23 protein-coding genes are annotated in these 23,020 nt (G+C 60.8%); 4 read left to right on the top strand and 19 right to left on the bottom strand.

Features of this window, described 5'->3' with window-relative positions; translation table 11 throughout:
* Positions 1–131: 131 nt before the first annotated feature.
* Positions 132–1,049: a YihY/virulence factor BrkB family protein gene (locus tag IVA74_RS15795; RefSeq protein ID WP_247345382.1), complete on the top strand. Its 918-nt coding sequence runs from the start codon at positions 132–134 to the stop codon at positions 1,047–1,049.
* Here the strand turns inward: IVA74_RS15795 and IVA74_RS15790 are convergent.
* The 3 genes from IVA74_RS15790 to IVA74_RS15780 form a co-directional block, all read right to left on the bottom strand.
* The gene (locus tag IVA74_RS15790) at positions 1,012–2,394 is read right to left on the bottom strand and encodes a DUF2254 domain-containing protein (protein WP_247345380.1); all 1,383 of its coding nucleotides are present in this window, start codon (positions 2,392–2,394) and stop codon (positions 1,012–1,014) included. The two genes, IVA74_RS15795 and IVA74_RS15790, sit on opposite strands and share 38 nt — an antisense overlap.
* 83 nt (positions 2,395–2,477) lie before the next feature.
* A complete protein-coding gene (locus tag IVA74_RS15785) occupies positions 2,478–3,230 on the bottom strand; it encodes a PRC-barrel domain-containing protein (RefSeq protein WP_247345377.1) in 753 nt (250 codons plus the stop codon).
* A 74-nt stretch (positions 3,231–3,304) separates the two neighbouring features.
* A complete protein-coding gene (locus IVA74_RS15780; RefSeq protein WP_247345375.1) occupies positions 3,305–3,688 on the bottom strand; it encodes a BA14K family protein in 384 nt (127 codons plus the stop codon).
* Positions 3,689–3,953: 265 nt separating this feature from the next.
* Here IVA74_RS15780 and IVA74_RS15775 point away from each other — a divergent pair, with 265 nt between their 5' ends.
* Positions 3,954–4,388, top strand: coding sequence for a response regulator (locus tag IVA74_RS15775; RefSeq protein WP_247345372.1), 435 nt, complete (start codon positions 3,954–3,956; stop codon positions 4,386–4,388).
* Here IVA74_RS15775 and IVA74_RS15770 read toward each other — a convergent pair.
* On the bottom strand, positions 4,366–4,740 hold the full coding sequence (locus tag IVA74_RS15770; protein WP_247345368.1) for a hypothetical protein: 375 nt from the start codon (positions 4,738–4,740) through the stop codon (positions 4,366–4,368). The genes IVA74_RS15775 and IVA74_RS15770 overlap by 23 nt on opposite strands.
* Before the next feature lie 305 nt (positions 4,741–5,045).
* On the opposite strand from IVA74_RS15770, the gene IVA74_RS15765 reads away from it, so the two are divergent.
* The gene (locus tag IVA74_RS15765) at positions 5,046–5,219 is read left to right on the top strand and encodes a DUF1328 domain-containing protein (protein WP_247345366.1); all 174 of its coding nucleotides are present in this window, start codon (positions 5,046–5,048) and stop codon (positions 5,217–5,219) included.
* Positions 5,220–5,392: 173 nt separating this feature from the next.
* On the opposite strand, the gene cax is transcribed toward IVA74_RS15765, so the two are convergent.
* Together cax and IVA74_RS15755 are read right to left on the bottom strand one after the other, a co-directional pair.
* Positions 5,393–6,508, bottom strand: coding sequence for a calcium/proton exchanger (gene cax / locus IVA74_RS15760; RefSeq protein ID WP_247345363.1), 1,116 nt, complete (start codon positions 6,506–6,508; stop codon positions 5,393–5,395).
* 611 nt (positions 6,509–7,119) lie between these two features.
* Complete coding sequence (locus tag IVA74_RS15755) at positions 7,120–7,569, bottom strand: hypothetical protein (protein ID WP_247345360.1); 450 nt, start codon at positions 7,567–7,569, stop codon at positions 7,120–7,122.
* Between the two features lie 367 nt (positions 7,570–7,936).
* On the opposite strand from IVA74_RS15755, the gene IVA74_RS15750 reads away from it, so the two are divergent.
* Positions 7,937–8,650 (top strand): PRC-barrel domain-containing protein, encoded by a 714-nt coding sequence (locus IVA74_RS15750; RefSeq protein ID WP_247345357.1) that lies wholly within the window; start codon positions 7,937–7,939, stop codon positions 8,648–8,650.
* A gap of 199 nt (positions 8,651–8,849) precedes the next feature.
* Here the strand turns inward: IVA74_RS15750 and IVA74_RS15745 are convergent, their stop codons facing one another.
* The 13 genes from IVA74_RS15745 to IVA74_RS15685 are packed head-to-tail and all read right to left on the bottom strand — an operon-like array spanning position 8,850 to position 22,850.
* Complete coding sequence (locus IVA74_RS15745) at positions 8,850–9,092, bottom strand: cytochrome C oxidase subunit IV family protein (RefSeq protein WP_247345354.1); 243 nt, start codon at positions 9,090–9,092, stop codon at positions 8,850–8,852.
* A 53-nt stretch (positions 9,093–9,145) separates the two neighbouring features.
* A complete protein-coding gene (locus tag IVA74_RS15740) occupies positions 9,146–9,790 on the bottom strand; it encodes a cytochrome c oxidase subunit 3 family protein (protein ID WP_247345351.1) in 645 nt (214 codons plus the stop codon).
* Entirely contained in the window at positions 9,787–11,460 is a 1,674-nt protein-coding gene (locus tag IVA74_RS15735; protein WP_247345348.1) for a cbb3-type cytochrome c oxidase subunit I, read from the bottom strand. Before IVA74_RS15735 ends, IVA74_RS15740 begins: the two co-directional genes overlap by 4 nt.
* Positions 11,453–12,394 (bottom strand): cytochrome c oxidase subunit II, encoded by a 942-nt coding sequence (gene coxB, locus IVA74_RS15730; protein ID WP_247345345.1) that lies wholly within the window; start codon positions 12,392–12,394, stop codon positions 11,453–11,455. The genes IVA74_RS15735 and coxB overlap by 8 nt, the downstream gene beginning before the upstream one ends.
* The gene (locus IVA74_RS15725; protein ID WP_247345342.1) at positions 12,391–13,143 is read right to left on the bottom strand and encodes an SCO family protein; all 753 of its coding nucleotides are present in this window, start codon (positions 13,141–13,143) and stop codon (positions 12,391–12,393) included. Before IVA74_RS15725 ends, coxB begins: the two co-directional genes overlap by 4 nt.
* Positions 13,144–13,160: 17 nt before the next feature.
* Positions 13,161–13,565 (bottom strand): hypothetical protein, encoded by a 405-nt coding sequence (locus IVA74_RS15720; protein WP_247345339.1) that lies wholly within the window; start codon positions 13,563–13,565, stop codon positions 13,161–13,163.
* A complete protein-coding gene (locus tag IVA74_RS15715; protein WP_247345336.1) occupies positions 13,555–14,625 on the bottom strand; it encodes a hypothetical protein in 1,071 nt (356 codons plus the stop codon). The genes IVA74_RS15720 and IVA74_RS15715 overlap by 11 nt, the downstream gene beginning before the upstream one ends.
* Positions 14,622–15,152 carry a cytochrome c gene (locus IVA74_RS15710; RefSeq protein ID WP_247345333.1) on the bottom strand — a complete coding sequence of 177 codons (531 nt, stop codon included), beginning with the start codon at positions 15,150–15,152 and terminating at the stop codon, positions 14,622–14,624. Before IVA74_RS15710 ends, IVA74_RS15715 begins: the two co-directional genes overlap by 4 nt.
* Positions 15,149–15,667, bottom strand: a complete 519-nt coding sequence (locus IVA74_RS15705; RefSeq protein ID WP_247345330.1) for a DUF3341 domain-containing protein — start codon at positions 15,665–15,667, stop codon at positions 15,149–15,151. Before IVA74_RS15705 ends, IVA74_RS15710 begins: the two co-directional genes overlap by 4 nt.
* A complete protein-coding gene (nrfD, locus tag IVA74_RS15700; RefSeq protein WP_247345327.1) occupies positions 15,664–17,031 on the bottom strand; it encodes an NrfD/PsrC family molybdoenzyme membrane anchor subunit in 1,368 nt (455 codons plus the stop codon). The genes IVA74_RS15705 and nrfD overlap by 4 nt, the downstream gene beginning before the upstream one ends.
* Positions 17,028–19,883 carry a 4Fe-4S dicluster domain-containing protein gene (locus IVA74_RS15695; RefSeq protein ID WP_247345324.1) on the bottom strand — a complete coding sequence of 952 codons (2,856 nt, stop codon included), beginning with the start codon at positions 19,881–19,883 and terminating at the stop codon, positions 17,028–17,030. The genes nrfD and IVA74_RS15695 overlap by 4 nt, the downstream gene beginning before the upstream one ends.
* Entirely contained in the window at positions 19,871–20,524 is a 654-nt protein-coding gene (locus tag IVA74_RS15690) for a cytochrome c3 family protein (RefSeq protein WP_247345321.1), read from the bottom strand. Before IVA74_RS15690 ends, IVA74_RS15695 begins: the two co-directional genes overlap by 13 nt.
* 28 nt (positions 20,525–20,552) lie before the next feature.
* On the bottom strand, positions 20,553–22,850 hold the full coding sequence (locus IVA74_RS15685) for an FdhF/YdeP family oxidoreductase (RefSeq protein WP_247345414.1): 2,298 nt from the start codon (positions 22,848–22,850) through the stop codon (positions 20,553–20,555).
* Between the last annotated feature and the right edge of the window lie 170 nt (positions 22,851–23,020).

The raw sequence follows: 23,020 nt of genomic DNA, 5'->3' as shown, positions 1-23,020 counted from the left end.
ACGCTTCCGGACCACCGAGCGCCCTTGGCTCGGCAAGCGGTGAGCTCAAGAGACCCTCGGCAGCCTGTAAAGATGGGCAATTCGTCTCTCGATCATTGGCACGGGAACGTCAGCTGCACTCGAAGGTTTTCGTGTCCTCTCATGAAGACTGGCTAGAGATCAACGTGACTGGAAAGGCAAACCGCAAAGTTGAGGGGGTAAGCAGCGGCAGCTTCGAACCTCTTCGCAGGTTCGTCTCCGTCGCAATCGCCGTTTGGGCCAAGCTGAGCGACCACAACATTTCGATCTTGTCTGCCGCCGTCGCCTTCTATTCCTTTCTCTCGATTTTCCCCGCTATTGCCGCGCTGGTGTCACTCTACGGACTAGTCGCCGACACGAATGACATCGTGAAACAGCTCAATGCGCTCCAGGTCATCCTGCCGGGTGAGGCGACCGCCCTCATTTCAGAACGCTTAAAAGTGATCGAGCAGGGCACGCATCCGCCCTTCGGCGTCGGGCTGATGGTCAGTGTAGGGATATCGATCTGGAGTGCGCGGTACGCGACCGGGACGCTCATGACCGCCTTAAACGTCACTTACGCGGTCTCCGAGGAGCGTGGGCTCGTTCTGTTTAACGCTGTCGCTCTGTCGTTGACCGTGGCGTTGATCGTCCTCGCCGGCGGCGCCGTGATCCTGATTGCCGTGATTCCCCTCCTGCTCAGCTACGTGCCAATTCCTACCGGCTGGCAGGCTGCGGCAATGTTGATACGGTGGCCGCTGCTCGTGTGCATGATCATCGCGATTGTCGCTTTGCTTTATCGCTATGCACCCAACAGGTCCGAGCCGAGATGGGACCTTGCGTCGGCCGGCGGCCTCCTCGCAACAACCGGTTTGATTGCGGGTTCATACGCATTCTCAACATATGTGAACACGTTCGCCGCCTATCAAAAGACCTACGGATCGCTCGGCGCAGTTGCCGTGTTGATGACATGGCTCTGGGTCGCGGCCTATTCCATCCTGGCGGGCGCCGAACTCAACGCTGAGATCGGAAGGCGGCTGTCTCAGCGATAGCGTTTGGCGGATCATTGGCGCCCGGCAGAGGCAAAACCTGTTCGGTGAATCGACCCATTGGACCTGCCCGGACCATCAGAGCCAATAGCTGATGCCGGCGTTCGACATCCTCTCTGTCACTGCGAGCGGCAATCAGGCGACGAGCGTCCGCAAGGACGAGATCCGCGTGGTGGGAGAGCGCCGAGAGCCGGGTGGCATCGCGCTCGCAGCTTGCGACCTGAGTCATCACCTCAATCATCCGGATCGATATTGCAGGTTGGGCGCCTGCGCTTTGGCGGATCATATGAAACATTGTCCCGAGCAATTGATCGTATTGCACATGCGGCACCACCAAAACCGGCCGACTTCCTCTGATCGACACTCCTGATGGCAGATGCAGGGGCACAACATCGCACAATGCCGCGCCCAGTCGATCCAGGACCGAGAGGGCGGTGTGTGGATCGTTGATGCCGGGCGAAAGCGCCCTCACCGCGACTTCAACGAGTTGTCGAACGGCGAAGCGCAGATCGGAAGAAATGCTGCTTGTTGCGCCCAGCGCCGTCGCATTCCGGATAGCCGCTTCGGCACCGTCGACGGGAGGATTAACCAGAGCGACGGTCGCCCCCGGAAAAACATAGTCGCCGGGGCCGATCAACAGCCGAATGGTGACTCTATGCTTGGCCGCCCAGGTGGCCAGGCCCTCTTCGTCCAGATGCTGCAGATAACCGCGCCGCGAGTCCTTCAGGGGCAGGGAGCCGATCCAGTACTCACCCGGCGGAGGCTTCGGCTGCGGATCCTGCACGGTTAGCTGGCGCATAGCGCTGCGGAGGTCTTCACTGACGAGTTCGACGACAGTTTCAACGTTGATCCGGCCGGCGACGTGACCGACGAAGTAGACGAGCATCGCCACGCAAGCCAATGCGAGCAGAATTCCAACGCTCAATGATAGATGAGGGACGAAGCCGCCTTCCGGCTCTGTCCGGATGCTTCTCAGCACGACGAGAGCGTAACAGAAAGTGCCGAGCAGCATGCCTAGCGTGAATTGATTGCCACGATCGCGCGTGAAATTACGCAGCAGCCGAGGCCCCATCTGACCCGCAGCGAGAGACAACGCGGCAATGGTAATAGAGAACACGGTTCCCGCGACGCCGATCGTCGCGCCGGCTACGGTGCCGAGCAGGGTGCGAGCGCCGGTCGCGCCGCCGTCGTACAACCAGCCCTGTAGATTTGATAGCGAGACCGCGTCGCTTTGGTCAACATGAACGAGAGTGAAGGCGCCGATTAGACTGGAAAGCACCATGAGTATAGGCACCGGCCAGAATGTCTCGCCAAGGTCGGCCAGCAGTTTTTCAGCGCGGGCGAGCATATTTGAGCCGCATGACCGAATCGAACCTGGAGCCAACAACCGGGAGGCTGGAGCGTTCCGCCGAACCGCTCCACCTCAGAAGATTATCCGTTGCTGGGGTACTTGAATTCAGGCGCCGACTTCAATTGGTCGGCCGTCGTGTCCATGGTCGCGCTCCACTTGTTGGCTGCATGATCGAACTTCAGATTGATTGCCGAAGGCCGCACCGCAACGTAGTGGTCGCCAATGCCAAGGAACCCTCCGACCGAGAGGATATAGCCGTCGATGCCGTTCTCGTTTAGCGCGACGTCCTTGATCGTGCCAATGTCCTGTTTGGTGTTGTTGTACACCTGCAGACCCATCAACTGCGAGCTCAGGCCGTCCTTCGGCGGCACCGAAGTGAAGGCTCCGCCCGGGCGATCCGAAGTTGCGTTAGCGCTGTTGCTGGACGAGTTTGTATTCGAAGAAGACTTCTGCGCGTTAGCGCCGATCGTTTTCACCTCGGCGAAAGTATTTGGACCAACGAACATTGTCACCGGATTTCCTGACCGATCTCTGGCCTCCACCAGGAACGACTCCGGCCGTACCTTGACGTCGGTGAAACCTGCCTGCTGCAGGTCGCTGACCATCTGCTGCCGAACGCTCGCTTGACTAGCGTCGGACTGGACCGCGTCGCCCTTGTTGCCCCCCTTGTTTGCCATGCCGTTTTCCGTGCGTTGGTCGGCCGACTGATTGCGGCTCGAGCTCTGCACGGCGCTATGGTCCCCAGGACCGGTAGCTTGCGGAGCGCTTTGTGCCATCGCAAGCGATGATGCGCCGACGAGAGCTGCCGCCGCCAAGAATGAGGTCGCTTTCATGTATGGATCTCCTTGCTCGAGTTCAAAAGTTGATGGCGTTCGTAATGGCCGGCGCCGGCAGAACGCCGTGTTGCTCAGGGACATGGATGCCGTATGCCGTCGTAACCCATGTAAGTCCCGGAGCTCGGGTCGTACGACTTGTATCGCTGGGAGCAGTAGGCGTTGTTCTCGGCAGCTTGCGCCCGGCTGTTGGCGACGGCGCTTCCAATCGCCGCACCTGCCACGAAGCCGCCTAACGCTGGACCCCAGCCGCCGCTATAGCGGTGCCTGTAGCCGTCGCGCCACTTATGACGATGCCAAGCATGGTGACGGTCATGCCGCCATTGAACTTCCACCAGGCTCGGGTCGTTTTTGGCTATCCCGCTCGCAGCCAACATCGGCGCGGCTTGCGCAGCAGTTCCGACCGGAATCGCGAGCGCCAATACGGCCACGGCGACGTGCCATCCGCTTGTTTTCATAAACGCATCTCCTCGCTTTCATTGCCTGAAGGAAATGCGCGAGCTGCGGTGCCGTTGCAGAGACAGTTGGTACATAAGTGTACCCCGGCCGGGAGCACCTGTTTACTGCAGCAGGAGTAACGCTGCGGTCAAAGCACTACTGGCCCCGTGCGGCAGCGGGCCAAGTTATGCGTCTACGATCCGGGTCCGGGTTGATCACCGCGGCATCACTGGTAGGATAAGCGAAAATCTCGCAGGGGCTTGCCGCTACGTCATAGGAGACCCAATGCGAATAGCCATAATCGAAGACGAATACTTCATCGCCGACGATCTCGCGACCGAGATCCGGCGCAGCGGTCATGAAACAATTGGCCCATTTGCCGAGCTAAGCCCTGCTTTCCATGCAGCGAGTAGCGCAGCTATCGGCGCCGCGCTTCTCGACGTCGACCTGCACGGGCGGGCGTCCTTCGAATTCGCAGATCTCCTTTTGAAAAGAAGCATCCCGTTTCTGATTTACACGGGATACAGCCGCGAAGTCATACCCGGCCGATTTGCCCCGTACGTGGCTGAAAAGCCGATTCAGCTCGCGATGTGGTTGATAGACTGTGTCGCCATGTGCTTGTGCACGGCTCGCTACGGGACCGGTACGTCGTCCGTGATTGCCCAGACATCAGCCGGTAGGGTTGGGTGCAGCAACGCTACCGCGAGACTTGCTTCATGAGTTCAGCCGAAAAGGACTTGAGGCGCGCTCGCTTCTGATCCTCGGACAAAGCTGCGTTGTGTCGCACCAGAGGGCAGTAGAGGGTCAATACAAAATTGGTGATCTGTGCTGCCGACGCATTCGGATGAGCCATGCGCACGCTGCTGACAATGCTGCGTGTTGCACGATCGCCGCGCGCTGCGAGCATAGCTTGGAAGCTCTCCGTTTGTGCTCTTGTTTCCTTGATCGCAGCGTCGGTATCGCTCGGATGGTAAACGGGGCATTCGAGTGCGGAAGCTGGGGTCGCGTGGCCGAGCAGGAGTGCGGTGGCGAGGGTCAACCAGGGAAGAACGCGATCAGAACGTAACTGCATTTGGGATTGCCTCGCTCACTGAAGCTAAGAAGATAATTCGCATTCACTGATTAAAAAAGACGTCGAGACCCCGATGACTGTCCGGTCGCGAACAAACATTTCAGTTCGCTTGGCTTCTGACGCAGCGCGTACGCAGGTGTGCCGACTTTCTGTCGGACATAAAACGTTCAGATCGGAACGCCGAATGCCTAGAACGATTGTCGGCAGAACGATTGTCGCTAGGCAAGTCCGAGAGCACCTTCGAGCTGGGTGGGATTGCAGACTTGTGCGTACGTCAACTGTAAATAAGGCCGCAGGAGCTTGTCATGCTGAAGTGGGCGTTGATCTTCTTTGTGATATCGATCGTAGCCGGATTGCTCGGATTCAGCGGAATCGCCGCCGGTGCGTCCACTATCGCCAAGTGGCCATTTTTCGCGGCTGTTGCGATTTTTCTGGTGCTCGTGCTCCTCGCCTTTTTCGCGGGGGAGGTGATTTTTTAGCGCTGATCGACGGGCGCTCGGCGCGTCCGGTAACCGCGAGGGTCTGCTCCGAAAGGGGTCCCACTTCGATCTTGGAGACACGCCGGGGCGATGGCCGGCGGCCCGATCTGCCAAGACGCAACTACTTTGGAGCTCGAACGGTTGCCGCTGTTGAGTCCGTCTGGCGTTGCACTTCAAGAAAAGAAGTACGCAAGGGCCAATACGACGTAAACTCCAATCAGCATTACGCCCTCGAACCAGGTGGTCTCGGCGTCTCTCGTGATGGCGTTCACGATGAACGCTGTGCCGGCGATTGAAAAGAGGTCGACGGGATTTTGGAAGACAAGGGTCATTGGCTTCCCGATCATCCACGAGAAAATGACGAGAAGCGGAGCAACAACCAGCGCAATCTGAATGGCGGATCCAATGCAGAGCGTCATCACAAGTCCCATCCGGTCGCGCCGAGCGAACCAGACGGCCGCAAAAATGTCCGAGCTGGTGCCCACAAGAGCAAGCACGACGACGCCAAGAAAGAGTGGTGTCACACCCGTCGATGTGGCCGTTTCCGTCAGAGCGCCGGAGACAAAGTCGCTCTGCAGGGCCGCCGCGCAGGTGCATGCCAGTAACACGATCAAGCATGTGGTCGATGACCACGCATTGTTCGCCGAAGCCTCCTCATTGGGCGCGAAGACATTCCAGTGGGTAATGAGGGTGAAGACAAGGTTTCCGGAGTAGAGGATTAGCAGGACCACGGACACCGCGAGGCTAAGCAGCTCGTCAGAGGCATTCACGTTGTTGACATGACGGATGCTGCGACCCGTGTAGTCGAACACTGCGGGCAGAATGAGAGCGATCACCGACAGAACAAGCATGCTTGACAACAACCCAGCGCGCGCTTGTGTGAAGCTCTGACGCTCGCGATTGAACCCGCCGGCGACGATGGCCAGACCCAGCCCCAACAAGCAGGTCGCCGCTATGGACCCGGTGATCTGGGCATGGACCACCTCGACATGGCCGCGCGCGAGAACAAATAGCGCAAGAATGAGTTCGGCCAAGCTTCCAAGACTGACGGTCAGGAGACCGCCTATGGCAGGACCGGTGTGGGAGGAGAGCTGGTCGGTTGCTACGCGAATCCATTCAGCGAGTACAGCTATTGCGAGAACACCGGATCCGAAGATCCAGATCGGAGAAAGGTGAAAAACATGCTCGCCCATCGGGGTGAGCAGAACGAACACCAGCGGCGCAACGCGCGCGGTGGTGCCGTACTGCCCGAAGATAGTCGTTGCTCTGGAGAGGTTGGACTTCGGCAAGCTGGCGACTGGCTCCTGGCTATCCCGCAAGACTGGCAGTCATTCGATTGGTAGCGGGGCGCAGATCCGGCCATTCCCGCCGCCGGCGGAGCGTAGCTTCTGCACACAAAGCTCTTCGCATTCGAGTCCCGGGCAGCTTGCGATCGCTAACGAGGTAAGACACGTAGCGTTCGCTGCGCCGGTCAGAACTCGGTACGCAACCGGACAAGGCGAGCGCATTGCGCCGCCCAAGCCATCATTCCTTTGAGCCATCAATCACGAATTGCTTGTTTGTCCAGCGTTGGCTCCATTGAGAGAGTTCTCATGTGCAGATAGAATCACGCGATAGCAGTTGCAGGACAGAGGCTCGAGTTGCGACTGATCCAGAATCTCGACTTGAGCGCGGCCTCGCTTGATGATGCCTCGCGCTTCCATTTCGCCCATTGTCGAAGTGATACCTGCGCGCCGAACTCCTAGGGCCTGTGCCATGCATCGATGCGTGAGCGGGATTTCGCGGGAGAACAATTTATCCTCTGCAACGAGAAGCCACCGAGCCAATCGTTGCTGCAAGCTGTGACGCGAATTACATGCCGCCAGCTGCGAGCTTTGGATCAGGGTGGCCTGCACGTACCTCAGCAACAGCTTCTGGATCTCGACATCCCCCTCACCAACTCGATCAAAGCATCGGCCTCGATGCGCAAGGCTCTCCCGGAGACCTGAACCATGCAACGGTGAGGGGAAACGCGCATGCCAAGGATCAGAGGGATGCCAATGAAATCCTTTGCTCCGACAGTCTGTATCTCGACGGGGAGGCAGTCTCCGGCCTTGGCGGTCAGCGAGGCCGCGCCATTTTCAAGAAAATAGGCATGCTGCAACGGCAGATTACGTTCCTGCAGCAGTTGTCTCGGTCGCAGCGTTACTTGGTCGCAGAGTTCGACTAACCGGGTGCGTGATGCCTGTGGAAGGCGACGTACCAGATCGTTCGTTGCGTGGTGGGCGTGCGGCGTTTGATTGCGCTCTCGTGAAGGTTCGAGAGACGGCGTCGAACTGCGCGTCGGCAGGAGGAGTTCGTTGCTCAACATTTCGCGTCTCCTTGGAACGGCGATTTACCCAGATGTGGGGCGCACGCCGGCCTTCTCACAGTCGGGCTTAGGGTGAAGATCCGTCAGGAGAAACCTGACCTGGTCCCCGAGGCCTGGATCGTGAGCTTGCGTCTGATGTGCGAGCAACGAATTAAGTACGTCGGCCGAGGCATGTAATAGCGTTGCCTGGATGTGCACGCGTGGATCTGCGGTGCGTTTCCTAAGGGCCGGGTACCCGATTGGTCGCGGCACTCTCTCCTTGGCACGGCAGCGGACCGTTCGCTTGACCGGCGCCCAGAACTTCCCGCATCGGAAACGATTATACGATCAACGGTAATGTTGGCACGACGGATCGCAGGAGCACTGAATGGGCGTAAAGAGCAGGATCACCCTTGCAATTGTCATAGGTACAATCTCGACCTCCGTTCTGTTGGGTCCCTCATGGGCAGAGACGGCGACGCAGACGGCCACGGAACAGCCGGCGCAGTCCGAGCAGTTCGTCAACACGGTCTATAATGGATACCGTGCTTCGCGACTGCTTGGGAGCGCGGTGTTCTCGTTGAAAGGTGAGTATCTGGGAGCCGTCCGGAACGTGACCTTGGCGGACGACGGGCGGATTGATTCTTTGCTCGTCGAAGGCTTCAGAACAAAGGATGAGCCGGAGTTCATCTCCCGAATTCCCTTCAACCGGGTGCTGCGCCCGCTTCACGAAGGAGCTATCGTGGCCGACTTTTCCGATTTGAGGTCGCGAGAGTACGGCCTCTTTGTTGACCCTGATCAGGCGCAAGCAGAGCCGCACGAATTCTCGGTCTCCAAGGTCATCGGAGATTATGCGCGGCTGCAGGCAGGCCAAGGCTATGGCTATGTCTCCGACCTCGTTTTCGACAGCGGCGGAAAGCTCGCGGCGGTTGTGATATCCCGCGAGGCGTCCGTTGGTGGGGGCACCTATGCCTTCCCTTACCCGGGCCAAACGGGGCGATGGAGCCCGAAGCTAAGCTATTATGGTCTGCCTTACGTCACAGCAGAGCAAGCAAACAAAGCCGGTCTGCGGCTCGACATGAAGGAGTTTCAGAACTCGTGAGCCACCAACGTCCGCCTAATGGTCGCCGGCGGTGTGCCTCACGGAGAGGCGCATGGCTTCACGAGCGAACTGGTGCAGTCACCCTTTGAGCGCAGCAAAAGTTCTCCTCTCCCAAGCTTACGTTCGAAGGTGGCTGCATCAGAGCGCTTCAATGCATGCGGGGTAGCAAAAGGTACCGAAAGTTAAGTGCTCCCGCGCGTTAGATTCGTGCGAGAACATCAGCGAAGGTCAATGCGAACATCGCGATCACGAAAACAAGCCCCGAGATCGCCGCGATCCGGATCAGCGGCTTTGCTGAGGCGAGTTCCATGAAGAGCAAGACGACGAGGGTCGATTTCACCCCCGCAATGATAATGCCGCTGGCTGTTGTCATTCGGCCCATGGGAACATAGGCGGCGACCAGGCTGAGCACGAGGAGTGCGAGGAGCGCTGCCCAGATCAAGAGGTTCCTCGCCCATAGGTGGCGCACAACACCACCTGATTCACCTTGCCTGTTCATGATGCACGGCCCGGCAAATAGATCAGCGGATACAGGAAGATCCACACGATATCGACCAGATGCCAGTAGAGGGCTGTGACCTCGATCTCGGGATTGTCTTTCGCCGGAAGTTGGCGCCGGAGCAGCACCCAGAACAAGCGGCTCACGAGAGCAATCCCGATGGAAAGGTGGATCGCGTGGACGCCCGTGACCAGCCAATAAAATCCATAAAACAGCTGCGCTCCGGGCTGAGACAATGCAAACCCGGCTCCCGGTACGAGCTGCTTGTCAATGTCTTCCTTGTACTCGAAGCCCTTGATGACGATGAACGCGAGCCCGAGCATCGCGGTGAGCATGAGGCACACGAGGACGAGCCGTCGCAGTCGGGCAGACGCTTCGGACGCTTGCGAAGCCATGGCCATGGTGAGGCTGCTCGTCAACAGCACGGCGGTGTTGATCGTGCCATACCAGATATTTGTCTCACGCCCGGCCGCGGTGAACGCATCCGGATGTTCGATACGACAAACTGTGTAGGTCAATATCAGCGCCCCAAAGAACAGCGTCTCGCTGGCGAGGAAGACCCATATGCCGAACTTGCCTGCCTCGCGCTGCCGGCCGAAATCCAACCAGGGTTCTCTCAGCAGTGCGCTTTCGTCGCTCATCGCGTTTCTCTTGCGTTTTGCATTTCGGGAGGATCGGTTCCAGCCGACATGCCTTCGGCGTGGTAGGCATACGGCCCGCGATCTACGCGGGGCTGCCTGTCAAAATTCTTCGGGGGAGGCGGAGAGCCCGTGGTCCACTCCAGCCCTGTCGCACCCCAAGGGTTCTTCGCGGCCTTTCCGCCGTAGAACAGGGACCAGGTGAGATATCCCAGAGGCAACAAGTAGGCGATGGCGAGGACCGCCGCTCCCGCAGACGACATGACATTGTAGATCTGAAACTCCGCCGGATAGGTATGGTAGCGGCGCGGCATGCCGAGGTACCCGGCGAAGAATTGCGGCAGGAATGTCATGTTGAAGCCGGCATACATGAGGATGGCCGCGAACTTTGCCCAGCTCTCCGGATAGAGCTTGCCCGTGACCTTGGGCCACCAGAAGTGGAGCCCGGCAAAGAAGGCGGACACCGAGCCGCCCACCATGATGTAGTGGAAGTGCGCGACGACGAAGTAGGTGTCGGTGACATGGATGTCCACCGGAATCGAGGCGAGGAACAGCCCGGAAAGCCCGCCCGTCGTAAACAGACCAACGAAGCCGAGCGCATACAGCATCGGCGATTCGAAGCTGATCTGACCGCGATACAGCGAAGCGGTCCAGTTGAAAACTTTGATTGCCGACGGCACGGCGATGATGAAGGAGAGGAAGGAGAAGACGAGGCTGGCAAGGGCCGACTGTCCGGAGACAAACATGTGGTGGCCCCAGACGAAGAACCCGACGCCCGCAATCGCAAGCATTGCATAGACCATGAAGTCGTATCCGAAAATCCGCCGCCTCGCGAAGCATGGGATTATTTCGGACACGACGCCCATCGCCGGCAGGACCATGATGTAAACCGCCGGGTGCGAGTAGAACCAGAACAGGTGCTGGAACAGGATCGGATCGCCGCCGCGAGCCGGATCGAAGATCGGCAAGCCCAGCACGCGCTCCGCGATCACGAGCAGGAGCGAGATGGCGAGCACCGGGGTGGCAAGCACCATGATCAGCGACGTCGCGTAGATCGCCCAGACGAACAGCGGAAGCCGGAACCAGGTCATGCCGGGAGCACGAAGCATGTGGGTGGTCGTGATGAAGTTCACTCCCGTGGCGATGCTGGCAAAGCCGACAACGAACACGCCCGCGGCCGCCGCGAAGACGTGGGTGTTGGAGAACATCGACGAATAAGGCGTGTAGAACGTCCAGCCGGTGTCGACGCCTCCGGCGACGAGCGCATAAACCGTGAAAGCGCCGGCAGCGACGGTCAAATACCAGCTGAAAAGATTGAGGCGGGGAAAGGCGACGTCCGGAGCCCCGATCATCAGCGGCAGTAGAAAGTTTCCGAACGTATTCGGGATCGACGGCACCAAGAAGAACCAGACCATGATGATTCCGTGGAACGAGAACAGCTTGTTGTAAGTGTCCGAGGTCAACAGCCATCCGTTCGGCTGGAATAGCTCGAGCCGAACGGCGGTGATTGCGGCGCCTCCCATGAAAAAGAAGAACGTGATCGTGATCGCGTAAAGGATTGCGATGCGCTTGTGGTCTGTCGTGGCAAGCCAGGACGAGATCGTCGCGCCGTGGCGCAGATAGTCGGGGCGCGGCGGCAGCGGCAGCTCTCCGGCGAGCAGGGCGTCAGTCATTTTGCTGCTCCTCTCTGAGCGAGCGGATATAGGCGGTCAGGCTCTGGATCTCTCCGTCGTCGAGCAGCCCTTTGAAGCTCGGCATGATCGGCTCGAAGCCGGCCACGACGTCGCGCTTCGGCTGCAGGATCGAATCGCGGATGTAGGCATCGTCCGCGGAAACCGTGCGCCCATCCGCCAGCTGCACCGCGCGGCCATAAAGACCCGCCAGGCGCGGCGCGTGGACGTTCGAGGAGACGGCGTGGCAGCCCGAGCATCCCTGCGATACGAACAGCCTGGCGCCATCATGAGCAAGGTCGTCGCCCTCCGGCTGCTGGACCAGCCATTTGGCATAGTCATCCTGTCGCATGACGACGATCTTGCCGCGCATCATGGAATGATTGGTGCCGCAATACTCGGCGCAGAGCAGTGGGAAGGTGCCGCTCTTGTTGGCCTGAAACCAGATGTCGGTGTCGCGGCCAGGCAGCACGTCCTTCTTGACCCGAAACGCGGGGACGAAGAACGAATGGATCACGTCCTGCGAGCTCATTAGGAGATGGACTGGTTTATCCAGCGGCACGTGAAGGGCATTGATCTCACGCGCGCCGTTCGGATGTTGCGTCTTCCACATCCACTGCTTGGCGACGACGTGAATTTCAAGTGCGCCGGTGGGTGCGGCAAGGCTGCTGAGGTCAGCAGAAGATGCCCACCAGAATAGGAAGGCGAACGTCAACAACGTCGCGACCGTCCAACCGATTTCGAACTCGCGGCTGAGAATCTCAGGCATCGGGCCGCGCTTGGCGGGAGATCCGCGCCGATATCGGACGGCAAACAGCAGGATGAGCCCGAAGACGAGGACCACGGTAGCCCCGGAAAGGAAGAGCAGAAGATAGAAGATGTGATCAACCGTGACGGCGTGCGTGCTCGCTTCCGGCAGCCTGAATAACGAATTCATGCCGAGGCTCCCCGACGCCTGCTGCGGACCAGCATCAGCCCGACGAGGGCGGCCATAATGGCAACCGTGGATGCTCCGAAAATCTGTAGGACCGTTGTGATCCTGCGGGTGTAGATTCCGTGTACCGCGTCAAATCCATAGCAGAGCAGCGCGATGCGCCCGGAGAGTCCACCGATCCGGCCGTCACCGGCATCCAACAGAGCGAGGCGAAGGTCACCGGGCTGCAGCGCCAGGCTGGACAGCGCGCGGACGACCCGTCCGTCGGACGCGAGCGTGACGAAGGCTGCCGGATGCGCAATCGCGTCATGGTTGTCGTCGATTTCGGCATGGTATCCGATTGCACCGAGCAGCGCGGCAACAGTCTCCTGCGATCCTGTCAGGACCGATGTTCCCGTGCCCCCGATCTGTCCCCGGGTAAAGCGGCGGGCGTCGTCAATGGTGTCCCGCGGATCGATGCCGACAATGACGAGGCTGTAGTCGCGTCCTGCGATAAACCCGGTCTGCTGCAGCGCCGAGCTTGCGATCGTCAGCGCAGGCCCGCAAATCTGCTTGCAGGTGAAGTCCGCTGGAAGCAGCAGGGTCGGACGTCCGTCGATCGCATCGCGAAGGGTGACGGTGTCACCGCCGACTGCCCTAAACTGCAGGGATAACGGAACGCGGGCGCCCTGAGGAGGATCGAAGCCGACGCGCCCGATCTGCTGCTCGGTCAAACCGGCATGCGCGAGCCCCGGCCAGAGCGCAAGCGCCAAGACAACGATGGCCCGCCTCATGGATTCCCTCCACTTGCACCGGACGGAGGGGCGGGCGCAGGTTGGGGGGCGTCATAAGCTTGATAGCCCCGACCGACGACGAGCTGCATCGCCTCGTCGATCGGGATGCTGGCGATGTTGTGGTCGCGATCGACCCAGGCATAAGCGGTGAGCCTCGCACGCTGCGCGGCCTCGAACCGGGTCAGGTCGGCCTCCGGAGAGGTCTGGAGCTCGGGGGAGGGAAATCGGCGCTCAGCGCGCGGGGTGAATGCGCGCGGCGCTTGCGTATTCAGGAACAGTAGCATTCCCGCAATCGCGGCACCCACGAAGAGCAGGAAGCCACCGACTACCAAGAGAACGGCGCGGTTGTGAATGCCGGCGGGTTGTGGGAATGCACGACTGCCCATTTCCTCATTCGGCATGGCGCACCTCCACGGATGCGATGCCCTGTCCAAAGAGGACAGAAGCTATCGTCAAGGTGAGGAGAGTGCCCAGAGCCGTGAGAGCAACAGGAGCTTTCGCGGAAAATGCCGGCATCATCAGCCAAGCGAAGTGCATGACAGTGCCGAAGAGCAGCAACAGGCCGACAATGAGCAAGCCTGCACGGCTGCGGCGCAGGCCCTCGAACAGCAGCATCGAGAATGGAAGCACGGCTCCGGCGACGAATGTCACGAGCAGGATGCCGACCCATGCATCTGTGCTGCGCCTGAGGAACCACTCAGCCTTGTGAGGTAGATCGCCGTACCAAGCCACCAGATATGTCATATATTCGAGGTAGACGACGCCGAGCACGGTTGCGATCAAAAGGCTGCCGATATCGCTCAGCGCTCTACCTTCGAAATTGGTCGTTGCAAGCACGGCGACAACGGCAAGCGCGGCGAGCAGCTGCTGTATTGCGATCATGGAGCCGAAGGCGGTCGAGACGTAATGCGGTTCAAGGGAGAGGAACCAATCGACCGCGACCATGCTGATGGTGAAGCCGTAGAACGCAAGTCCGAGCGCGGCCAATAGCCGCCCGCCGAGTCCGAGTGCGAAGGTCACGCCGAGCACGGACCATCCCATCAGTGCGATGACGGCGCGCAGGACGAACCATGGCTGGCCGAGGTACCAGCGCGCGATGTCGGGCTTGATCTGGCTGGCATCCGCGGCCCAGGGGTAGATGTAAGTCAGCCCGGCGAGAACGGGGACGAAGGCGATGGCGACAAGAGGCATCGTCGCGGCGAGGGGGCGCAATATGGCTCCGGCGACAACGCCCCAACGGCCGCCCGTCAGACGGTGGATGAGCAGCAACGTCACGCTGCCGACCGGGGCGCAGCTCCATATTGCAAATGCAAGCAGCCAGCCCTGCAGCAGGCTCGGATGAGGACCGAGCCGTCCAGCCATGAGCACCAGCGCAGCCATGAGCGACACCAGCGCGACACCCGCCGCCGCGTGCGGCGAGGCGAATGCACTCAGCGTCTGGTTACGAAGCGCGGCGATCACGGCAGCTTGCTCCTCAACTCGGGCACGTCGGCCATGTCGGTTCGTTGCGACTGCTGCAGCGCGCGGATATAGGTGACGATGGCCCATCGGTCGCGCGGCTCGACCCGCGCGGCGTAAGAATACATCGCGCCGTAGCCATGGGTGATCACGTCGAAGAAGTGCTGAGCATCGGCCGAGCGGAGGCGGGCGGAATGGTAGGAGGGCGGTGCGGGAAAGCCACGCTGCACGATCATCCCATCGCCCTGGCCGGAGAACCCGTGACACGGGGAGCAATAGATGTCGTAGCGCTCGCGGCCGCGGGACAGCAGCGCCATGTCGACCGCCGGTGGCTTGGAGATCTGCTGCAAACGGTCGAGATCGCCCTGTGCAACGACCCCTTGCGGTAAGGCCCGGGCTTCGCTGCCATCCTTGAACAGCCCAGCCTTCGAGAACGTCCCGTAGCGATTCTGCTGAGACATGGAATGATCGCCACAGCCGGCCAGCGCCCATGACAGCAACAACAGCAATGGCAGCGCGCGGGCGGTCATGGCGTGCGCAGCTCCGTGACCGCGACGGCGCCGGCGTCGCGGAGAACTGTCCTCAGCTCGTTCGGGTCGCCGTCAGATGCGGCCAGCAGGAAGTACCGATCCTGCGTTGCGCGTTCGAAGCCCGGAATCTCGAACATTGCATCGTGCAGACGAGGCAGGCGGCACGACCAAAGAAAGGCGATGACGCCGGCGAGCGCGGCCGCGAAGACACCGACCTCAAACGGCACCAGCAGGAACACTTGCCAGGAGTTCAGTGGCCGACCGCCGCTGTTGATGGGATAGTCGATCACGGCGCTGTACCATAGCAGTGCGAAGGCGAATGCTGCAGTTCCGAGGCCGCCGGCAAGCATCACACCCCGAATTGCCGATCGGCCCTGCGCAAGCTGTTCGGCGAGCCCTTCGATCGGATACGGCCCGAATGCTTCGAGGGCGGCGTGTCCGGCGGTATGCACGCGCTGCGGGGCCGCCTTCAGCGCTTCACCGTCGAGGAATTCCGCCACAAGCTTGGCCGTCATGCCGCGGCCTCCTGATGAGCGAGCTCGCGCACGTCGAACATTGATATGCTCGGGACCAGCCTCACGAAGACCAGGAACAGGAAGGCGAAAAATCCGAGCGGCGCGACGAGAAAGCTCCAGTCCCAGAACGTGAAGTGAAACGCCCGCCACAGTGACGGCATGTAGCCGTGCGAAAGTGTGTTCCAGACGATGAGGATGCGCTCGAGCCACATGCCTATGTTGATCGCGATGGCTACAGGAATCAGAATGAACAGCGACCGTCGCGCGAAGGGCCACCATAGCAACTGCGGGATGAGGCAGTTGCAGGCCAGCAAGGCCCAGTACAGCGGCGCGTAGGTTCCAGTGAACTCGAAGCGAACCACCTCACGGTCGGCATGCTCACCGCCGTACCAGCCCATGAACCACTCCGTCGCATAAGAATAGAACATGACGATGGAGGCCATCAGCAGGATGCGGGCCATCACCTCGAAGTGGCGGTGAGTGATAATAGCCTGAAGGCTGAGACCCCAGCGGATCGCGGCCGCCAGCACCACAACCATGGCAAAACCAGAATACATCGCGCCCACGACGAAATAAGGTGGGAAGATGCTCTCCTGCCAACCGGCCATTAGGCTCGCTGCGAAGTCGAGTCCGACGATCGAGTGCACAGAGCAGACCAGAGGCACGCCGAGGGCGGCCATCGTGGTATGCAGTGTCTGCAAACGCGACCACTCGCGCGACGAGCCGCGCCATCCCATCGCAAATGCGCCGTAGAGCAGCTGGCCGGCACGGTGGGGCGTGCGGTCGCGCATGGTCGCAAGGTCGGGAATCAGGCTGACATACCAGAACAGAAGGGAGAACAGCAGGTAGCTGAGGATGGCCCAGAAGTCCCACACCAAGGCGCTGCGCCATTGCGGCCAAAGCGCCATGGTGTTCGGATATGGCGCGAGCCAATAGGCGTAGATCGGTCGACCGAGGTGAACGATGGGCATCAGCCCGGCGATCGCAACCGCAAACAGCGTCATGGCTTCCGCGAAGCGGTTGATCGAGGCGCGCCATCTTTGCCGGGTCAACAGCAGCATCGCCGAAATCAGCGTGCCGGCATTGCCGATTCCGATCCACCAGACGTAGTTCGCGATCGCGACTCCCCATACGACGGTGGAGTTGATGCCCCAGATGCCGATGCCCTGGTAGAACAGCCACGCGATCGCAACGAACAGCCAGAGCACGAACGGCAGGGTGATAAGCAGCGCCAGCCACCATATTTTGCCGAACCCGGTGAAGAGCGGATCTGCCACGGCCTGGGTAACCGTGGCGTCTCCTGCCCGCGCGGCCGAGATCCAGCGGTGCGCCGGGGGATGCTGAGGAACGAGAACTTCGCTCATGTCCGCCCCTCCGGCTCCGAAGGTGCGGGATTGCGCACATCGGCAAGATAGGTGGTGCGCGGCCGCGTGCCGAGGTGGCCGAGCAAGGCATAGTGGCGCGGGTCGGCTTTCCTGTGGTTGATCTCTGCGTCAGCCTGGTTCAGGTCTCCGAAGCTGATGGCACGGGTCGGGCATGCGTTCTGGCAGGCTGTCTGCACCTCGTCTGGACCGAGCGGCCGGTCCTGACGTTCCGAGGCGCGGCGTGCGCCGCTGATGCGCTGGACACAGTATGTGCATTTTTCCATGACACCGCGGGCGCGGACGGTCACCTCGGGATTCTTTTGGCCGCGATAAGATTCCGCGCCGAGATTGCCGTATTCCTCGCCGTCAGCATAACCGAAGAAGTTGAAGCGGCGCACCTTGTAAGGGCAGTTCGCTTCGCAGAAGCGGGTGCCGATACAGCGATTGTAGACCTGCGCGTTCAGCCCTTCGCTGTCATGGACGGATGCGGCGACAGGGCACACAGGCTCGCACGGCGCGTGCTCGCAGTGCATGCACGGCACGGGCTGAAAGCCGAGTTGCGGGGTGTTCGGCGCGCCATGATCATAAGCATCGACGCGCATCCAGTGCATGTCGCGTCCCATGGCCACCTGCTCTGGCCCCACCACGGGAATGTTGTTCTCGGCCTGGCAAGAGAGCACGCAGGCATTGCAACCGATACAAACCGATGTGTCGATCACCATCGCCCAGGCATGGCCGTCGCCAGACTTCACGGCCGGTGGCATCAGGCTTGGAGGATGGGGGATGGCCGCCGACGGCAGGGATTGCCCGAGCCGATATTGCGGATAGAGCTCGCGGACATCCTCCGGCGTGCGAACGACGTTCTGCGTTGTGAGAATCGGCTCCCGGCGCCCTGTTCGCCTGATCGCAATTTGCGGAAGGCGCCAACTGTTGTCCGAGGTCCGGATCGTGTAGGCACTGGCGCCGACGCCGTTGCCGATCGCGCCGACCTTTTGCCGCCCCCCGCCGAGCGTGAGCGCGCCGACGCCCATGGCCATCCCGGGTTCAGTCAGCACGGGCACCTCGATCGATCGGCCGTTCGCGGCGACCGTGACGACGTCCCCGGACGTGAGACCGAGCCGGCTTGCCTCGTCCGGATGCAGCGCCAGCGCATTGCCCCAGACCTGCTTGCTTAGCGGTTTCGGACACTCCTGGAGCCAGGCGTTGTTGGCGTATGAACCATCCCATAGGCAAGGATCAGGGCGCAGAACCAGGCTGATCTCGTCATCGCGCTTGTCGTGAGGTTCGGAGTCCGCGAGTGGCGGCAGGAGCGGAGCAGCGAGGGAAACAGCAGTGGCGCCGCTTCCTGCAATGATCCCGTCGTGCAGCACGCGCTGCCACCATGCCTCGAAATCCGCAGCGGCCGCGCTCGTCCAGGTCTGCCGCACCAACTCGTAAGCGCCCGCGTCTTCTGCGCCGCTCAGCCAGGCGAGAAGCTCGTGCTCGCTGAAGCTCTCGTAGAGCGGCTTGATCAGAGGCTGGACGATGCTGGCCGTGCCGTCGCCGGCCCGCAGATCCGACCACGTTTCAAGTCGATGTCTTTGCGGGAGATGCCAGTTGGCGATAGCCGCGGTTTCGTCCGCGTACTCGCCCATATGAACGCGAAAGGCCGCTTTCTGGGCTCGGGCCCCGAAGTGCAAATCGGCTGGTGCGTCATAAGCGGGATTGACGCCGATCATTACGAGCTGACGCACGCGGCCGGAGTCCAGATCGCCTACGAGCTGTTCAAGCGTTCCCGCCTGCTTGCCGGATGGCGTCCGATCGATGGGATCGATGAGCCGAACGGGCGCATTGAGTTGGGCATTGATCCAATGCACAAATGCGTGGACTTCCCTGGACATTGCCGGGCCCGCGATGACGATCGCCTCGCCCTTGTGGGAGTTCATGTCTGCCGTGATCTTCTGAAGCAGCAGACGCTCGCGCTCGGCAAGTTCGGTGGCGCTTGCAGTGGCGCCGAGCTCCCGCGCGAGGCTCGCCGCGAATCGTTCGATCGCCTCCGGACGAAGCGAAAGACGTTCGTCCGACTTTGCTCCGGTGAGGGTGAGTGCGCTCTCTAAACAATAGAGACGCGAGAAGGCATTGGCGTCGCTGCGGCCACTTGCGTAGCCACGGCCAATTCGTATCTGATCGGGGCCATGCCCGAGCGGATCGGCATCGAGCGCGACAATCACGCGGGCCTTTGCGAAATCGGCAATGCTGCGCACAGATTTGCCATAAGCGAGTTGCGCACCTTGGCGCGCATTCTCGTCGTCGGTTGGGTCGTACGCGTGCCACGATGCGGCCGGGAACGCCTGAAGCAGGCCATCGATCTGGCGCAGCAGAGTCGGGGACGTGGTGCGCCCGGTCAACAAGCGCAGGCCTTTACCCTGGCTGTTGCGGGTCTCGGAGAGTTCGGTCACCAGCGCTCGGTTCAACGCTTCGCGCGGCGCAATCGCGCCATTGTGCAGGATGGTGCGCGAGCGGTCGGGATCGTAAAGCGAAAGGACGGCTGCTTCAGCGAAAACATCGGTGGCACCCAGGCTGCCCGGATGAAGCGGATTGCCTTCGACCTTGATCGGCCGGCCGTCGATTGAGGTCACGATCGCTCCGCGACCGATCCCCGCCAGCGGAAGTGTGGTCGCGAATTTCAGCGGTTCGCCAGGAACGATCCGCTCCGGCATTCTGACATAGGGCAGGATCTGTTCGTCTGGTTTGCTGCAGGCCGCGAGTCCGCCCGCCACGCCGGTCGCCAGTAGGCTGAGCGCCTGACGGCGATTGAGCTTGCTGCGTCGGGCAGGATCGGGCCGCGTTGGCAACTCCTTCAGCGGTGACATATCGTGCAATCCGTCAAATGATCCGTATTGATGTGATAGCCCGCGGCAAGCTTGGGCCCGATCTCGGCCTGGTTCTTCGGCTCTTGCCAGTTTGGATTGAAAACCGCTTCGCGTGGACGCAGGTAACGTTCAGGAGAGCGGTGGCAATCGAGGCACCATTGCATCGTCAGCGGCGCGGCCTGGCGCATCAGCCGCATCCCTCCCACGTCGCCGTGACAGGTGGTGCACCCAACCCCTTTTGCGACGTGGACCGAATGATCAAAATAGACGTAGCCGGGGAGGCGGTGCACGCGCTCCCAGGCCATTGGCTGGTTCTTGGCAAGACTCTCGCGCACTGGCGCCAGCATCTGCGCGTTGGTCCAGATCTGCGAATGGCAAGTCATGCAGATCTCGGTCGGTGGGATGCCGGCAAAGCGCGCCTTTTCCACCGAGGTGTGGCAATAGCGGCAGTCGAGGCCGAGACCCGAAACGTGATGCTCATGACTGAACGGCACCGGCTGATTCCGTGTGATGTTCTGGTTGGTGACGTAGGGGGATCGCATCACCTCGTAGGACAGTCCCACCGCAAGCACCGGCACGGCTCCAATCGCTGCGATCACCACCGCCGCAATCGTGTTCGCGCCGGGACGAAAAAGCTGCATTCGTCGGCCCCCTGCCGCGCGCCCTAGCTCACGCGCGGATTCGGACGGGCACCGACTTTGCGGCCGGCGTTTTTGAATGGATGTCGTGGTGCGACAGCGGGATCAGGGGATTCATTTCCGGATAGTAGGCTCCAAGGCATCCATCCGGCAGCTTGAACGGGGTCACCTTAAGTGGCCCGACCTCACGCTCGATGCCGTCTTCTGCGTCGCTGACGAGAGAGACCATCTGGCCATCCTGCAGTCCGGCGCGTGCAATCTCCTCGGGATTCATCAGCAGCACATCCCGTGTGCCCTCGATGCCCCGCAGCCGGTCGCTGTAGCCGTAGATCGTGGTGTTGAACTGATCATTGCTGCGCATCGTGAGTAGCCGGAATCGGCCGGGAGCGTCCGCGAAGCCGGTGGAGCTGAGAATCTCCGGAGCAGTGAATTCCGCTTTGCCGGTTTTCGTCTTCCAGATCCGCTCGCGCGCGGAGTTGCCGCGATAAAACCCGCCGGGCGTGAACATCCGTTCGTTAAAGGCGTGGAATTCGTCCGGATAGGTCTCGGCGATCTCGTTGCGAATGAGATCGTAGTTGCCGACCCATTCATTCCATTTCAGCTTCGGGTTCCTGGGCAGGGTCGCCTTGGCGAGACCTGCGACGATCGCCACCTCCGACTTCAGGTGTTCGCTTGCCGGCTTGCGCAACCCGATCGAGCCCTGGATACAGCTGAAAGTGTCCTCCATGCTGACGGCCTGCTGCCCGCTTGCCTGCACGTCTTCCTCGGTTCGACCGAGGCACGGCAACAGATAGGCGGCCTTGCCCTGCACGAGGTGACTGCGGTTGAGCTTGGTGGCAATCTGGACCGTCAGCTCCAGTCCGCGCCAGGCTTCTTCCATCTTCGATCGCTCGGGAATGGCACGGACGAAATTACCGCCGAGCCCGATGAACGCCTTGACCTTGCCGGCGATAACCCCTTCGCAGGTCTCGACGGTGTTCATGCCTTTGTCGCGTGGCGGCTCGAACTTGAACTGTTTGGCATATTTATCGAGCGGGACCAGTTCAGGCTTCTCGGAGATGCCAACGGTGCGCTGGCCCTGAACATTCGAGTGTCCACGCACGGGTGAAATGCCGGTGCCATCTCGTCCGATGTTGCCCTTCAGGAGCAGCATATTTACCAGCATCGCCACGTTCTCGAAACCGTGCACGTGCTGGGTCAGGCCCATGCCGTAGATCCCGATCACGCGATCAGCCTCGACATAGACCTGAGCTGCGCCTTCGATGGCCGACCGGCTAAGACCGGATGCGGTCTCGATCGCGCTCCAGTCCGTTGCCCGGACCTTGGCTTCGAACGCTTCGAAGCCGTGCGTGTGCTGTTCGATGAAGGGGGCGTCGAGAACTCTTTTGCCCTGCTGTTTGGCTGCGTCGTCCGCGGCGAAGACGTGCTTGCAAATTCCCATGATGACGGCAATGTCGCCGCCGGCCTTCACTTGGTGATATTGACTGCTGATCTGGGTCGCCTCGCCAGTCAGCATCTCTGTCGGATTCTGTGGATTGACGAAGGTTTCGAGGCCTTTCTCGCGGACTGGGTTAAAGGTGATGATCTGGACTCCGCGCCTGGCTGCGTCCTGCAACGGATGCAGAAAGCGCGGACTGTTAGACCCGGTATTCTGGCCGAAAAAGAACATCGCGTCACAGTTGCTGAGATCGTCGAACACCACAGTTCCAACGCCCGCGCCGATCAGCTTTTTGAGCGCGACGGACGTCGTCTCGTGGCACATGTTGGAGCTGTCAGGCAGATTGTTGTTGCCGTAGACCCGCGCGAACAGCGCGTACAGATATGACGTCTCCAGGCTTGCCCGCCCAGAGGAATAGAAAACGACGGATTTCGGATCGAGTGCCTTCAGTTGCGTGCCGATCGCTTGAAATGCTTCGTCCCAGCTACATGGCATGTAACGATCAGTAGGACCGTCATAGCGCAGGGGCTCAGTCAGGCGGCCCTGTTGTTCGAGATCGTAGTCGCTCCAGGAGCGCAGCTCAGTCAGCGTATGTTTTCCGAAGAAATCCGGTCTGCATCGACGCGTGGTCAACTCCCAAAGGGTAGCCTTGGCGCCGTTCTCGCAGAATTCGAACGTGTGATAGTCGGCCGGCTTGGCCCACGAGCAGGAAACGCACATAAAGCCTTTCGGCTTGTTCTGGCGACGGAGCGTATTCAAGGCCGCCGGCGAGTCCCACTCCTTCCCGAAGATTCGGGCTATCCCTTTGAGGGATCCCCATCCGCCAGATGGACCGTCGTATTCAACCGTCTTGTCTGGGGTCTCGTCACGAGCTTCGTGTGGTCGCGCCATGATCTTGCTTTCTCTTCGGGAACCGGCCAGCCTGTGCCTCGCCAACGTATGTTCGTCAGGGGGGTTCCTCGGTCCGAGGTTTTGAAGTTGGAGGAAGCACAGCGACCGCCGAGCGAAAAACGCAGAGTGCTCAATACCATGGAGCGGAAGCGAGCCTCTGTGTCTGCGCG

The organism is Bradyrhizobium sp. 132 (genome assembly GCF_023074185.1).
Classification (GTDB): domain Bacteria; phylum Pseudomonadota; class Alphaproteobacteria; order Rhizobiales; family Xanthobacteraceae; genus Bradyrhizobium.
This window is presented reverse-complemented; position numbering and strand designations above follow the sequence as displayed.